This is a genomic window from Verrucomicrobium spinosum DSM 4136 = JCM 18804, from assembly GCF_000172155.1.
GTDB classification, from domain to species: Bacteria; Verrucomicrobiota; Verrucomicrobiia; order Verrucomicrobiales; family Verrucomicrobiaceae; genus Verrucomicrobium; species Verrucomicrobium spinosum.
The window spans coordinates 7,011,835-7,025,934 of record NZ_ABIZ01000001.1 but is presented as its reverse complement, the minus strand read 5'-3'; the positions used below and the strand labels follow the sequence as shown (position 1 = coordinate 7,025,934).

Annotated in this window: 11 protein-coding genes; 9 read left to right on the top strand and 2 right to left on the bottom strand. The window is 62.6% G+C overall.

Translation table 11 applies throughout. The features are described from left to right. The first annotated feature begins 1 nt into the window (after window position 1). The 4 genes from panC to VSP_RS28470 all read left to right on the top strand — a co-directional run bounded on the left by panC (window position 2) and on the right by VSP_RS28470 (window position 4,375). The gene (gene panC, locus VSP_RS28485) at window positions 2-856 is read left to right on the top strand and encodes a pantoate--beta-alanine ligase (RefSeq protein ID WP_009965018.1); all 855 of its coding nucleotides are present in this window, start codon (window positions 2-4) and stop codon (window positions 854-856) included. Between the two features lie 49 nt (window positions 857-905). Next, window positions 906-2,507: an L-aspartate oxidase gene (gene nadB / locus VSP_RS28480; protein ID WP_009965016.1), complete on the top strand. Its 1,602-nt coding sequence runs from the start codon at window positions 906-908 to the stop codon at window positions 2,505-2,507. A gap of 293 nt (window positions 2,508-2,800) precedes the next feature. Beyond that, window positions 2,801-2,929 carry a hypothetical protein gene (locus VSP_RS43700; RefSeq protein WP_269724122.1) on the top strand — a complete coding sequence of 43 codons (129 nt, stop codon included), beginning with the start codon at window positions 2,801-2,803 and terminating at the stop codon, window positions 2,927-2,929. 795 nt (window positions 2,930-3,724) lie between these two features. Beyond that, window positions 3,725-4,375 carry a hypothetical protein gene (locus tag VSP_RS28470; RefSeq protein ID WP_157211114.1) on the top strand — a complete coding sequence of 217 codons (651 nt, stop codon included), beginning with the start codon at window positions 3,725-3,727 and terminating at the stop codon, window positions 4,373-4,375. 131 nt (window positions 4,376-4,506) lie between these two features. Here the strand turns inward: VSP_RS28470 and VSP_RS28465 are convergent, their stop codons facing one another. Together VSP_RS28465 and VSP_RS37810 are read right to left on the bottom strand one after the other, a co-directional pair. Next, window positions 4,507-6,126 (bottom strand): LamG-like jellyroll fold domain-containing protein, encoded by a 1,620-nt coding sequence (locus VSP_RS28465; RefSeq protein ID WP_009965014.1) that lies wholly within the window; start codon window positions 6,124-6,126, stop codon window positions 4,507-4,509. Between the two features lie 9 nt (window positions 6,127-6,135). Further along, window positions 6,136-6,720 carry a sigma-70 family RNA polymerase sigma factor gene (locus VSP_RS37810; protein WP_009965013.1) on the bottom strand — a complete coding sequence of 195 codons (585 nt, stop codon included), beginning with the start codon at window positions 6,718-6,720 and terminating at the stop codon, window positions 6,136-6,138. 341 nt (window positions 6,721-7,061) lie between these two features. On the opposite strand from VSP_RS37810, the gene vccA reads away from it, so the two are divergent. Genes vccA through VSP_RS42725 form a run of 5 tightly spaced genes read left to right on the top strand, consistent with a single transcriptional unit; the run spans window position 7,062 to window position 13,681 of the window. Further along, window positions 7,062-11,186 carry a Verru_Chthon cassette protein A gene (vccA, locus tag VSP_RS28455; RefSeq protein WP_009965012.1) on the top strand — a complete coding sequence of 1,375 codons (4,125 nt, stop codon included), beginning with the start codon at window positions 7,062-7,064 and terminating at the stop codon, window positions 11,184-11,186. Then, the gene (gene vccB, locus VSP_RS28450; protein WP_009965011.1) at window positions 11,183-11,710 is read left to right on the top strand and encodes a Verru_Chthon cassette protein B; all 528 of its coding nucleotides are present in this window, start codon (window positions 11,183-11,185) and stop codon (window positions 11,708-11,710) included. The genes vccA and vccB overlap by 4 nt, the downstream gene beginning before the upstream one ends. A 21-nt stretch (window positions 11,711-11,731) precedes the next feature. Then, window positions 11,732-12,877, top strand: a complete 1,146-nt coding sequence (gene vccC / locus VSP_RS28445; protein ID WP_009965010.1) for a Verru_Chthon cassette protein C — start codon at window positions 11,732-11,734, stop codon at window positions 12,875-12,877. Further along, the gene (gene vccD, locus VSP_RS28440) at window positions 12,874-13,521 is read left to right on the top strand and encodes a Verru_Chthon cassette protein D (RefSeq protein ID WP_029190833.1); all 648 of its coding nucleotides are present in this window, start codon (window positions 12,874-12,876) and stop codon (window positions 13,519-13,521) included. Before vccC ends, vccD begins: the two co-directional genes overlap by 4 nt. Window positions 13,522-13,528: 7 nt before the next feature. Beyond that, window positions 13,529-13,681, top strand: a complete 153-nt coding sequence (locus VSP_RS42725; RefSeq protein ID WP_009965008.1) for a hypothetical protein — start codon at window positions 13,529-13,531, stop codon at window positions 13,679-13,681. Window positions 13,682-14,100 lie beyond the last annotated feature (419 nt).

Genomic DNA, 14,100 nt, shown 5'->3' with positions numbered 1-14,100 from the left:
CATGACCCTTCTACCCACCCTTGCCGAACTGAACACATGGCGGTCTGCCCAGAGCGGGCCGGTCGTCTTTGTCCCCACCATGGGCGCCCTGCATGAGGGGCACCTGCAACTGATGCGGGATGCCCGCCAGATCGCCGGAGAGGGTGGCAGGGTGATCGTCAGCATCTTTGTGAACCCGCTCCAGTTTGGTCCCAAGGAGGACTTCGCCAAGTACCCGCGGGAACTGGAGGCGGATGCGGCCAAGTGCGCCTCCGTCGGCGTGGATGCGATCTTTGCCCCGGACGCGGCGGACATGTACCCGCCGGACCGGTCGGTGATGGTGCTGGAGACGAGGCTGAGCACGGGCCTCTGCGGGGCCAGTCGCCCGGGGCACTTCGATGGCGTGGGCACCGTGGTGCTGAAGCTCTTTAACCTGGTGCAGCCGCACACGGCGGTCTTTGGCAAGAAGGACTACCAGCAACTGGCGATCATCCGCCGCGTGGTGCGGGATCTGAATGTGCCGGTGCAGATCGTGGGCAGTGAGACGGTGCGGGAGGAGAACGGGCTGGCCATGAGCTCCCGGAACCGTTACCTCACCCCGGAACAGCGGGCGCAGGCCCCGGCGATCCGGCGCTCTCTGCTGCAGGTGCGGCGGCGCTGGCTGGCGGGGGAGCGGGATGCGGCGGTACTGATCCAGGCCTATCAGGCAGAATTGCAGATGCACGCGCCGCTGGGTGTGATCGACTACATCGCCTGTGTGGACCGGGACACTCTGGCACCGTTGACGGAGGTGGACGCGAATGCGCTGCTGGCCACGGCGGTGTTCTTTGACCGGACGCGGCTCATTGACAATCTGGAGCTGGACGGGACCCTTTGAGATCATGCGTGCCGCTTGCATCTGCGAGCGTTCGCAACGAATAGGACACATGCAGGAATACGACTTCATTGTCGTTGGAAGTGGTGCCGGCGGTCTGACCGTGGCACTGAAAGCGGCGCGCCATGGGCGCGTACTGGTCCTCACCAAGCGCACGGCAGAGGACTCAAACTCCGCGTGGGCCCAGGGCGGCATCGCGTGCGTGCAGAGTGACGAAGACTCCTTTGAGCGTCATGTGCAGGACACCCTGATCGCGGGTGCCGGCCTGTGCAAGGAGGACGCGGTGCGCACGATCGTGAACGAAGGGCCGGCACGGATCGCGGAGCTGGTGGAGCTGGGTGTGGAGTTCGACCAGCGCGAGGTGGACGGGCATCTGGAATTTGACCTCACGCGGGAGGGTGGCCACAGCAAGCGCCGGATCCTGCACCACCACGACACCACGGGGAAGGAGATCTCTGACCGGCTGGTGGCGGCGGCGCGCCAGGAGCCAAACATTACCCTGCTGGAGCATCACTACGCGATCGATCTCATCACCACGGCGAAACTGGGATTTGTCTCAGAGGACCGGGTGCTGGGCCTGTATGCTCTGAACGAGGAGACGGGTGAGGTGGAGACGTACCGCAGTGACCGCGTGATCCTGGCCACGGGCGGCTGTGGCCGGGTGTACCAGTACACGACCAATCCCAAGGTGGCGACCGGGGACGGCGTGGCCATGGCCTGGCGGGCCGGGGCCAGTGTGGAGGACATGGAGTTCATCCAGTTCCACCCCACGTGCCTGTATCACCCGCAGAAGCGCTCGTTCCTCATCACCGAGGCCCTGCGCGGCGAAGGTGCGGTGCTGGTGGGCAAGGACGGGAAGGAGTTCATGCACAAGTATGACCCTCGCGGCTCCCTGGCCCCACGTGACATCGTGGCGCGGGCGATTGACCACGAGATCAAACGCACGGGCGGCCCCTGTGTGTACCTGGACATCACGTCCAAGCCGGCGGACTTCATCATCTCGCACTTCCCCAACATCTATCAGACCTGTCTGAGCGTGGGGATCGACATGACCAAGGAGCCAATCCCTGTGGTCCCGGCGGCGCACTACCAGTGCGGCGGCGTGAAGACGGACATCAACGGCGCGACCACCCTGCGCGGTCTGTGCGCCGTGGGTGAGGTGGGCTGCACGGGGCTGCACGGGGCGAACCGCCTGGCCAGCAACTCCCTGCTGGAGTGCGTGGTCATCGCCCACAAGGCGGTGGAGTTTTTGATTCACAAGATGCCCATGGGCAAGGCCCAGGAGCAGCAGTACCAGATTCCGCCCTGGCAGTCAGGCGATGCGCAGGACATCGATGAGATCGTGGTGATCTACCACAACTGGGATGAGATCCGCCGTCTGATGTGGGACTATGTCTCCATCGTGCGCACCACCAAGCGCCTGCAGCGGGCGGCCGCGAGGTTGCGCAATCTGAAGCGGGAGGTTCAGGAGTTTTACTGGCACTTCCGCATCACCCAGGAGGTGCTGGAACTGCGCAACCTGGTGGAGACAGCGTCGTTGATCGTGGACAGCGCGATCCGCCGGCATGAGAGCCGCGGGCTGCATTACACGCTGGATTACCCGGAGACGGACCACAGCAAGCCGCCGGTGCGGACGGTGTTGAGGAGGTACTAGGGGGTGTGGAGTGATGGAGTGGTGGAGTGGTGGAGTGATGGAGTGATGGAGTGATGGAGTGATGGAGTGATGGAGTGATGGAGTGATGGAGTGATGGAGTGATGGAGTGATGGAGTGATGGAGTGATGGAGTGATGGAGTGATGGAGTGATGGAGTGATGGAGTGATGGAGTGATGGAGTGATGGAGTGATGGAGTGATGGAGTGGTGGAGTGGTGGAGTGGTGGAGTGATGGAGTGATGGAGTGATGGAGTGGTGGAGTGATGGAGTGATGGAGTGATGGAGTGATGGAGTGATGGAGTGGTGGAGTGGTGGAGTGGTGGAGTGGTGGAGTGGTGGAGTGGTGGAGTGGTGGAGTGGTGGAGTGGTGGAGTGGTGGAGTGGTGGAGTGATGGAGTGGTGGAGTGGTGGAGTGATGGAGTGATGGAGTGATGGATGCGGATATTGCTTGGGGAGTTGTCAGGGGCCGCGTCCTGACTGCTTAAAAGCCAATGCCATCAGGGAAAAGTGGAGAGGTCGGGCATCTCCCTTTTGTGAAAGTATTGAGGGCCGAAGGTCCGGCATCATTGCAGCCTTGGGCAACGCCCAAGGTAGGCGCTCGTTTTAGAGGTTGAGGGCTGTAGGCCCGACCTCATTCAGGGATTCTCGTCATAGGCAGACTTGATGACACCGGGCCTACAGCCCTCAAGGGTAGTTTGGCCATCTATCCCTGGGGCGTTGCCCCAGGCTGGTATGAACCCGGACCTTCGGCCCTTCTGAAAGGGGCTCACCAGTTACAGTCGTGGCGGTTGCACCATCGCGGCTCCGAGGCGCGCCAAGGCAAAACAGCAAGACGATGCGTTTTCCCTGATGGCATTGGTCCCGCATGCGGGACGGAACTCCAACCCTGTGGCGGGGCGTGGGGTGTAGTCCGACGGTCCCCGTCGGTTGTGGGAGCGGAGGGGCATGCGCTGGGTTGCCGAAAGGTGCAGGGCCGTGTGCGGCGTCAGAGGGGGCGGTTCAACACGGCCAGCGCTCAACGTCCCTGGGTTGTAGGGCGACCGCTTCGGTTGCCGGCCCAGGAGATTTCCGCGGCATGCCGTTGGTTTGATGCCGGGCCGTTGCCTGTTCACCCCCGGCAAAACTTTTTCCGCACGGAATGCGCAACTCGACACGCGCGGCGGCGTTTCATAGACTTCCTCTGTCCTCCCAGCCCAGCTCAGTCCAGCTCAACACTCACATGAAAAAGACGGCGTCCTTCCTCCCTGCGCTTCTCCTGGCGTTTGCCCTTTGTCTTGGCGTGGTGACCTCCGCCCGGGCGCAGGTGGCGGTGTACCGGCTCTCGTTTGAGCAGACGGGCGACAGCATCAACTACCGCCCGTACCAGAACGGGTACTACATTGCTCCCATTCAGGGGGGCGAGGGCACGCTGATCCTGACGCTGGTGACGGGGAACACGAAGCAGTACTTCACGTACGAGGGCTTCGGCGAGATGTTCGTGGCGCTCAAGGGCGACAACCAGCGCATGGTGATCTCTGCCACGGCGACGAATGATGTGAGCACGACGGTGTTTTACGCCTTGGGGAAGACGGAGAAGGAATTGAATGTCGAAAGCCGCAATGCCAAGAGCAAGGTCAAGGTGGCGGAAAAGATGGTGGGCTATGCGGTGAGCGCGGACAGTGAAAAGGATCTGCCTTTCAGCGGGGCGGGGACCTCCGTGGGGGTGGCCGGGGTGAGCATCTTGACTGCCCGCCTGGATGAAACTCAGACGCAAACGGCGATCCGGGACAGCCTGGATACGGCGGCACAGCTGGATGTGATCGTGAACCTGCTGGAGGCCGGCGGGTATGTGGATGGCAATCCGCAGACGACGGCCCCTGCGGGGAACTGAGGATTGAGAATTATGAATTATGAATTAGGAATGGAGCATCTCGCCCTTCCGCTCTTCTGGCGGTAGCAGCTCAGTCGAAGCTCATTTATAATTTATAATTTATAATTTTTAATTTATAATTTATAATTCCTTCAGGGCGGCGGTTCGTTCTCTTTCATCAGCCGCACGATGTTCTGGTGGGAGAGGGCGGAGTCGAAGATGTACACTTCGTCCACCTCGCCGCGGAAGAATTTGGAGACGGGGTTGGCGGTTTTTGGAAACAACGGGTAGGCGACGTTGCGGCCGATCCAGACGCCGTGGTGGGCGTTGGCGACGTCGGTGTCCACCTCGCGGAGGGAGCGTTGGGCGATGGGCTCGGGGCGGCCGTCCACGTAGAAGAGCATGTTCTTGACGGCCTCGGTGGAGCGGGCACTGCCGTACATGACGACGGCGACGTGGTGCCAGTTGCCATCGCGGAGGTCGGTGGTGCCGACCATGGCACCGGTCTGATAGGTGCCAACGCGGAGGCGGCCGATGGGGCCGTCTTCGGCGATGCAGTTGGCGGAGAGCTGCCAGGCACCGCCGGTCTGGAGGGTGCCCCAGCTCACGATGCCGTGGCCCTGGTTGATATCGAAACTCTTGGGCACGCGCACCCAGAGGGCGACGGTGCGGGCGGCGTTGCCAGCGATGCCGGGGAAGGGGGTTTCCGCGTAGCCGGTGCGACCGTCGAAGGACATGGCGTGGCCGAAGGGGCCGCGGAGCCACTGGGTGCCGGCACCGGGGGTGTCAGGGTTGGGGTGGCCGCGCATGTAGAGCTTGGTGTCCTCGGTGCGGCCCAGGGCCTTGCCGCGGTTGTCGGCCACCCAGCCTCCGGCTTCATCGAAGTTCCAGTGCACGTAGTGGGAGGGATCCTCTGAGGCGGTGGGCAGGGCGGTGATGAAGGCGCCTTCGTTGGCCTGGAGGCGTTTGGTCTTCTGGCCGGAGATGCGCAGGGCGTCCCCCGCGAAGAGGGAGACGGGGGATTGCTTGGGCACGGTGGCCTCCACCATGCCCTCCAGCACATGCACTTCCATCTTCTTTGTCTTGCGGTTCAAGTCCACGCAGAACTCGGTGCCGCGGTCCACGACCTTGCCATAAGGGGTTAATACCGTGAACCCGTGGGCGGAGGAGGGGCAGCGCACGGTGACGCGGCCGGAGTGCAGGTAGGCGGTGAGGCCGTCGCGGAGCTCCACATCAAACGGGGCCTCCAGGATCATGCGGGCACCGCTGCTGAATCCGAGCTCCAAAAGACCGGCGCTGGCCTGCAGACGGGTGCCGCGGGCGAGTCCGTTCGACTGGCTGGAGGGGGGCGTGCCTGCCCAGGTGATGGCCTCGGTGCGGGAATAGGATACGGCGGGCCGGTTACTCTCCAGCGCCATCCACAGGGCACTGCCCAGAAGGGTGACGGCGGCGGCGATCGCGCCGAACTTGCGGAGGCGTTTTCCCCACAGCCAGCTCCGCGCCTGCTCGGCGGCGCGCCAGGCGATCTCGATGGATTGATCCGTGCTACCGGTGCCGTCTTCCAGGCGCAGCACCACCTCCTTCGCAGCCAGCATCCCGCGGGGATCGCCCAGAGCCAGCGGCAGGAGGCGCTCCACGGTCATCACCCTGGTGAGGGCCTCGCGCGCCTCATGGCTCTCCCGGCACAGCACAAGCAACTGGGCACCCTCCTCTTGCGAGAGCGTTCCGTCTGCGGCCCGGGCGGCCAGCTGCTGCCATTGCATCGTGTTCATCAAATCAAGCTAGACTTCACCTGTCCTAGGACTTTCCCTTAGTTTCGCCTCTATGCAATCCCCAAGCACGACGCGCAGCCGGTGGAGCTGCATGGAGACGGCGGACACCTTCCGTTGCAATTGATGTGCCAGATCTTCCAGCGACATGCAGTCGGTATAGCGGGCCTGCAAGAGCCGGCGTGATGGCCCCTCAAGACTCTCCAGACAATCGCGGAGGGCCTCCAGGGCGGTGCCTTCGCCACCGGATTCAAACCGCTGGGCGAGTTCAGCGTCCAGCAACTCCTGGAGCTCGTCGTTGAGCCCGATGGGCAGGGCGCGGAATTTCCGCCGGTGATTGGCCAGGAGGTTCATGGCAATGCCGCGGAGCCAGGGGCCGAGGGGACGGCTGGGGTCGCACTCGTCCAGCTTGCGGAAAGCGGTCACAAAGACTTCCTGGGCCAGGTCTTCCGCATCATGAGAGCTGCTGGAGCGCACGGCCAGGAAGGCCCGCACGCCGGCGTGATGCTTTTGCACGAGCGTCGCGAACGCCGCCAGATCACGGCCTTGCGCGGCCCGGATCAAGCGGGATTCGATGTCGGCCTCGGTGCTGGACATGGGTGTTTAAAGAAGGACTGCCAATGGAGGATTGTTCTCACCCCGCCAGAACATCACAAGGAGCTCAGAAAAATTTCTTCAAGCTTTTGTGCTGTCATTGCTTCGTCAAGACAACCTCATCATTGAAGAACCTAAGTTGAAACACTGCTGGCACTCTCTGAGGCAAGTGGATTGAGCCGAAGTTCCCCCACATTTTCAGTTGCCAAACTGGCAATAACGAAAAGAGGATGGACACTGCACTGTAAATTCATTATACATACAATGTAATTACGAAAATACCTGCCGAGCGAGAAAAGCCCCTCGAAACCACCCTCGGCGCTCTTTTGCCTCTCCCCTCCGATATGAAATCATTTCCGCACCTGTTGAATACCGCCCGGGCGAAAATGCAGACCTCTGGCGTGGCGCTGGTCCTGGTGCTCAGCAGCCTTGTCATGGTTTCCCTGCTGGTGCTGGTGTTTCTCTCCACCGCCCGGACGGAGCAGCAGTCCTCGGCGGCGTTTGCGGACAGCACGCAGGTGCGCAATCTGGCCGAGGTGCCGATCAACCTGGCGGTGGGGCAGCTCCGGAAGGCGACGGAGCAGTTGGGCGGGCAGAGGACCTGGGCTTCCCAGCCGGGGATGATCCGCGTGTACGGCGTGGAGGATGATGGTTCAGGCTTCCGGTCAAAGGCGACGGCGCTCTACAAGCTGTACTCTGATGATACGATGGTGGTGGCCAAAGCCGGGGCGACGCCCAAGACGGGCGGCCTGACGCCGGTCGAAGTGAAGGGGGCTCTGGAATCTGATGTGAGCGATCTGGTGGACTGGAACACGAAGGCCGGTCTGTATGTGGACCTGAACGAGCCGGTGCCGGTGACGAGCGCGACGAGCACGACGCCGGAGTGGGAGTTCCCCATCGTGGACCCGCGGGCGATGCAGCCGGAGACGGGTGGCCAGACCCTGGCAGTGGATGGCTTTTCCTATGCTGCCAACGGGGTGCCCGGGGCCATCCTGCCCACGAGCCGGACGGATGCGAATGCCCGCCTGCCCCTGCCGGTGAAGTGGCTGTACATTCTGCAAGATGGCTCGATCGCGCCTCCCACGGGGGTGAACTCTGGCAAGGTGACGTTTGGCACTGCGGCGCCGACCGCGCTGAATCCCATCGTGGGCCGCGTGGCCTTCTGGACGGATGATGAAACCAGCAAGGTGAACATCAACACTGCTCTGGAAGGGGTGCCCTGGCTGACGCCCCACACCACCTCGCCCCGGGATGTGAACTATGCCAAGTACATGCCGGCGCGCAACGAGTTCACCCGGTACCCGGGGCATCCCGCACAGACGTGCCTGAGCACGGTGTTCCAGGCCTTTGGCCCGAGCTTCATCATCTCGCCGAGTTTGACTCCTGAAACTCTGGCCCAGCGGATGGAGAAGCTGCACCGGATCAGCCCGCGCTACGCCTGGGGCGGCACGTACGCGGGCACGCAGAAGGCGACGACGGCGATCCTGGAGAACAAGAAGGACCGTCTCTATGCCACGCTGGATGAGCTGGTGTATGACCGCAACCGGGTGCTCAATGCGCAAGGGGAGCTGGACGGCCGCGATCTGGCGATCGGGAAGTTCTTTCTCACGACGAACAGCCGCACACCGGAGCTGACGCTCTTCAACAAGCCCAAGGTGAACCTGTGGCCGGTGTCACAGAACACCAAGGAGCGCAATGAGATGGACCGTCTCATGGTGATGCTGGGGAGCGGCGGGGTGGAGGGCGGTGGCGCCCGCACGGAGGGCTGGTTTATTCAACGCAAGGAGAACGCCAAGATCATTGACGGCGTTGTGGGTTCCGGGCACACGACCTGGCAGGACTTTGCCACCGGGAGCCGCAATGAGGCGGTGATCTCCAACTACGTGGTTCACGCCCTGGGCCAGTCGGCAGGCGGGCAGAAGCAGTTGTTTCCTGGATTCGGTGGGGGCGCCAAGGGGGTGAACTGGGGTGACCAGGACAAGTACGGGACTGGGAAGCGCGACCAGATTCTGACGGAGATTGTGGATCTCCTGCGCTGGGGGTTGAACACGGAGAACACGTCGAGCCCGGACAAGACGCAGCACTACAAGTACCTGCCGCCGCACCAGGACCCGGTGGCGAATCCGAGCCGCCGTGCGGAGTCCTCCGCCGCGCCGCTGAGCACGTTCAAGACCTATCCCACCAAGAATGATGAGCCGGTGTATACCCTGGCGGAGCAGAAGAATTTGTACTCGGACTTCAACCAGTCTGTAAGCAATCTGGTGGTGAAGAACACGAAGGGTTTTGGCCGCTTCCCCACCATCACGGAGGCGACCATCGTGTTCCAGAAGTCTGCGACCAATGCCTACCGGGCCTTCTTCCTGGTGGAGCCCTTTGTGCCCAGCGTGGGGCCGCCGGCTTTTACCGCGAACTACCGCTACCGGGTGCTCTTTGCGAACCCGTCTGGCAACGACTTCAAAGTTACGAACTACAAAGTGGAGGGCAACGGCACGGAGACGAAGGGCGGCACGTTCCCGCTGAATCTGCCGGTGCCAGTGAGTGCGGGTACGGATGGCACCGCGATGAGCCCGCTGGCCACCTTCAGGGACATTCGCACCACCTGGCCGGTGAGTATGGTGAACTTCCCCACGGATCTGCTGGAAGGGGGCAACACCACGGCGTTTGCGGGGATGGTTTCACAGTTCAAGTCTGCCATGTACACGCAGGACAACACGCCTCCGGTGGCCTCCGGCAAGACGGGCAACAAAACTGCCGGCAACTGGGGACTGGGCAAGAACTATGAGCAGGCGGTGTACTACCCTTTCTACGGTGAGAATGTTACGATCACCTCCGGTGAGAATGAGTTTGAGTTCTCCGGTGGTGAGGTGGTGATCGCGATGTTCCTGGGCTGGACGGGGGATGATAAGCACCTGCCCGTGCAACGCATTCATGTGCGGTTCCCCCCCTGTCGTCTCAAGATGCCGACAAACTCGATCATGACACTGGGAGACCGGTTCAAGCTGACAAGCCCGACCGCCCTGCGCGACGCCATCATCCTTTCAGGGGAGGTAAGCCGCTCGGTGGAGGTCAATCCCAATGGTCCTGCCAAAGGGGACCTGCGCTTCCACACAGCTCTGCAACTGGTGCCCGAGGAGTACTTCGCACCGGCTCCGGGATACGGTGACAAGAACGTGCTGCAGAACCACGGGCTGCGTGACGGGGCGTGGATGACCGAGCCCCAGATCGGTGGGAAATCCACCCGGGACACGGCCGGCAATCTGCTCAAAGGGGTGAACTACCCGGACCACGCGATCCCGGCGGTGACGCGCGGGCTGGACGGGGCCTTTAACAAAGATGGCCGCCCGGGGGACTGGGACACGGGCATCGGCGGCATCGAGGACGGTCCGTATGTGAACAAGCCTGATGAAGGGACGGGGGCGCTGCCGCTGGGCGGGTACTTCAGCCGTGGGGGTGAGTTTGCCTCTGAAGACGGCACGACGTTCTCTCCGAATCGCATGATTTCCTCTGCGGTGGCCTTTGGGTCACTGCCGACGGGGCTTCACGGCACCATCGCGCGCCCTGCGGACAATTCCGGATCAGCCTGGGCGCATCCGCACCCCTGGCAGACGCTGCTCTTCTGCCCAAACCCGGCCGCGCGCACGACGGCGGCGGGACTGGAGCCGGGCGCGGCGGATCACATGGGCTTTGCCACGCCGCGGGACCACCTGCTGCTGGATCTGTTCTACATGCCGGTGATCGAGCCCTACGCGATCAGCGACAGCTTCTCCACGGCGGGCAAGATCAACATGAACTACCAGATGATGCCCTTCACCTATGTGGAGCGCAGCACGGGCATGCATGCGGCGCTGAAGAGCACGCTGGTGACGGCGATCCCGGTGTCTGAGGTGAGCCGCTACAAGTCTCCCGTGTCGGGTGAGAGCCCAGGAAACAACCTGGAGTTCCGCTACACGGTGAATGCGGCTGCGACGCTCTCCGGCATCAAGAAGCGCTTCACGAACTGGGACATCTACCGTGCGCCGTCGGAGATCTGCGAAATTTTCCTCGTACCACAGCGGATCCCGGGTGGGGAGTACGGCAGTGCCGCCATGCCACCCACCACCTATGAGGCGATGAACGAGTGGTGGAATGGCAGCGCCAACACGGCGGATGCGATGGACCTGACGGGGGACAATCTGCGTGAAGAACCCTACGGCCAGCTCTACCCGCGCCTGGCCACCCAGTCCAACACCTACACGGTGCACTACCGGGTGCAGACCCTCAAGAAGGCCCGCAGCTCAGATGCGGCCGGCTGGGAGGAGGGCAAGGACGCCGTCACGGCGGAGTATCGTGGCTCCGCGATGCTGGAGCGTTACCTCGATCCCAATGAGAAGGAGCTCGGTGCCGTGGGCGTGGGGGGGGACAAGTTCCTCAACTCCTGGGATGCTTTCTTCCGCTTCCGCGTGGTCCAAAACAAACAGTTCGCCCGATGATGATGATGAGAACCACCCTTTCTTTCCTGAACCAAACGGCCCGGCGCAAAGGTTTCTCCCTGGCTGAAGTGACGCTTGCCGTGGGCATCACGTCGGTGGGCATGCTGGCTCTGATTGGCCTCATTCCCGGCGGGCTGGACTCCATGCGCCAGTCCTCCAGCAAGGTGGCGGAGGCCAAGATCATCCAGGCGGTGACGGCGGACTACCAGATGGGCGACTGGGGCAGCCGCACGAGCGGGCAGAAGCTGGCGGACAAGGACTACTACTTTGACGAGCGGGGTGTGGAGGTGCCGGCGAGCGATCCCTGGCGGCACTACACAGCCCGGGCCACGGTGGATACGAAGTTTGTGGCCCTGCAGGGGGAGGCCAGCACGGGGAACAAGTACCTCCGCCGCCTGCAGATCAAGGTGACGGACCGCCAGAACATTGAGCAGGCGTTTGTGAACACCACGCAACACCGGGCCTACGGCAGCACCGTGGCCCTGATGGAACAGACCAACAGCGAGACGGCCATCCGCTACTAGACCCGCCCCCCCAAAAAAAACATGTCCCCACGCACTCGCAGCCGTTCCCGCCCGGGGTTTACCCTGGTGGAGATGCTTGTCAGCATGGCCGTTCTGGCCCTGCTGATGGTGATCATCATGGAGATGATCAACCGCACGCAGCAGACCGTGACGCGCCAGCAGGCGCGGGCGGAGGAGTTCAAGGAAGCACGCGCGGCCATGGAGGCGATTTCGCGGTCCCTCTCCGGCGCGGTGATCAACTCGTACTGGGCGTATGGTGACTACAGCGTGGGCGGCAAGGTGAACTACACGCGGCAGTCTGACGGGCACTTCGTGGCCGGCCCCGCCACGATCCTGCGTGCCGCTGAGCAGAACTCACCGGGGCATGCGATGTTCTTCCAGTCCTCCGACGGGCAGACGAAGCTGGGCACCTCCACCACGGGGCTGGGGGATCCCTACAATCTGATCACCTGCATGGGCTACTATGTGGACTATCAGGATGAGGACAAACTGGACATCCGTCCGGAATTTCTGGCCAAGGACAAGGTGCTGAACCCGGAGCGGAGCCGCTTCCGCCTCATGGAGCTGCGGCTGCCGCCGGAGAAGAACATCCTGTATTCCACGAGCCTGGACATCAACGGGGCGGGCAGCACGCGGGACAATGCGTACAAATGGTTCCGCGGCCCCTTCACGGACGAAACCAATACCTTGAAGAACTCCACGGTGCTGGCCGAGAACATCCTGGCGCTGATCCTGGTGCCGCGCTACGTGGCTGTGACGACGACGGGCTCCACGGGAGAGAGTGGCACTGGCAGCAACAAGGAGAACACGCTGACCAACACGAAGCCGGCGGCGGACTACTACTACGACAGCCGCGAGTCCCAATGGGGGGCGGCCACGGAGAAGTCGCGGAACACGGCGCACCAGCTGCCTCCGGTGGTGCAGGTGACCCTGGTGGCGGCGGAAGAGCGCTCCTACGCGGAGCTGGAAATTCGCATGGGGGAGAAGCCGCTGGCTGATGCGGTGAATGCGGCCTTTGCCAACAAATTCACCACCCAGAGCCAGTATGCCGCTGACCTGGAGGCGGTGGAGGAGGCGCTCAATGTGCTGAAACTCAAACACCGGGTGTTCACCACCAACGTCGCCATCCGGGGCTCCAAGTGGGTCGTCGAAGAACGCAATCTATGAAATCACTTCCTTCTTCTGCTTCTGCTCCCGCTCCTGTCTCCAGGAAGCGGCGTGGGTTCACGTTGATCGAACTGCTGGTCGTCATGACCGTGATGGGGCTGCTGCTGGCCATGAGCGGTGCGGCGTTTCAGGGATCTCTGCAGACCCAGACGCTGGGGGCGGCCGCACGGCAGCTCGCGGCGGATCTGGACTATGCGGCGCTGCTGGCCCGCAAGGAGAACCGTCCGGTGGAGATCCTTTTCTTCAAGTTCGTGCCCGCCGATGACCCCTCTGCGGCGGACGCGATCCGGGCCTACCAGTTCGGGGTGCTGGACGGTTTCACGGACGCGGGTGCGCCGAAGTATCGTTTTCTCATCGAACCCAAGCGCATGCCCTCCGGGGTGGCCTTCTCCACGGAGACGGCCTACACCTCCCTGATGAGCCAGACGGCGAAGACGCCGCAGGCCGGGCAGCTGGGCGGCGTGACGGAGACCTACACGTACTACTCCTACCAGATCCGCCCGAACGGCACGACCACGCTGGATGTGAAGCTGAAGCATCCCATCACGCTGATGTTCGACAAGGACATGGCGGGGAATGCGCTGCCGGCGGACTTTCGGACGGTGCTGGTGAATCCGGTGAATGCGCGGACGAAGGTGTATTGAGGGGGGAGTGGAGTGGTGGAGTGGTGGAGTGGTGGAGTGGTGGAGTGGTGGAGTGGTGGAGTGGTGGAGTGGTGGAGTGGTGGAGTGGTGGAGTGGTGGAGTGGTGGAGTGGTGGAGTGGTGGAGTGGTGGAGTGGTGGAGTGATGGAGTGATGGAGTGATGGAGTGATGGAGTGGTGGAGTGGTGGAGGGGGGCGCTTATGTTCACTGATGGAGCGCTCGGGATGGTGACGAGTTGAGGTTGGATTTAGACAGAATTAACAAAATTCACAGAATTGGGATGGGGAATGACTCCAATGCTGCTTCGGAGGGTGTTGCGTATTTTGGGGACGCCTTGCCCCTGATGATGGGAAAGCTTGAACCGCGAGATGGATGTGAATGCGCTCTTTAATAACCGCGGCGTGGTTGGAGTTCCGTCCCGCATGCGGGACCAATGCCATCAGGGAAAACGCATCGTCTTGCTGTTTTGCCTTGGCGCGCCTCGGAGCCGCGATGGTGCAACCGCCACGACTGTAACGGGTGAGCCCCTTTCAGAAGGGCCGAAGGTCCGGGTTCATACCAGCCTGGGGCAACGCCCCAG

Bases quoted from the DNA above. Each gene is read 5' to 3' on its own strand.
- panC (WP_009965018.1), top strand. From the start codon at position 2: ATGACCCTTCTACCCACCCTTGCCGAACTGAACACATGGCGGTCTGCC.
- nadB (WP_009965016.1), top strand. From the start codon at position 906: ATGCAGGAATACGACTTCATTGTCGTTGGAAGTGGTGCCGGCGGTCTG.
- VSP_RS43700 (WP_269724122.1), top strand. From the start codon at position 2,801: ATGGAGTGGTGGAGTGGTGGAGTGGTGGAGTGGTGGAGTGGTGGAGTG.
- VSP_RS28470 (WP_157211114.1), top strand. From the start codon at position 3,725: ATGAAAAAGACGGCGTCCTTCCTCCCTGCGCTTCTCCTGGCGTTTGCC.
- VSP_RS28465 (WP_009965014.1), bottom strand. From the start codon at position 6,126: ATGAACACGATGCAATGGCAGCAGCTGGCCGCCCGGGCCGCAGACGGA.
- VSP_RS37810 (WP_009965013.1), bottom strand. From the start codon at position 6,720: ATGTCCAGCACCGAGGCCGACATCGAATCCCGCTTGATCCGGGCCGCG.
- vccA (WP_009965012.1), top strand. From the start codon at position 7,062: ATGAAATCATTTCCGCACCTGTTGAATACCGCCCGGGCGAAAATGCAG.
- vccB (WP_009965011.1), top strand. From the start codon at position 11,183: ATGATGATGATGAGAACCACCCTTTCTTTCCTGAACCAAACGGCCCGG.
- vccC (WP_009965010.1), top strand. From the start codon at position 11,732: ATGTCCCCACGCACTCGCAGCCGTTCCCGCCCGGGGTTTACCCTGGTG.
- vccD (WP_029190833.1), top strand. From the start codon at position 12,874: ATGAAATCACTTCCTTCTTCTGCTTCTGCTCCCGCTCCTGTCTCCAGG.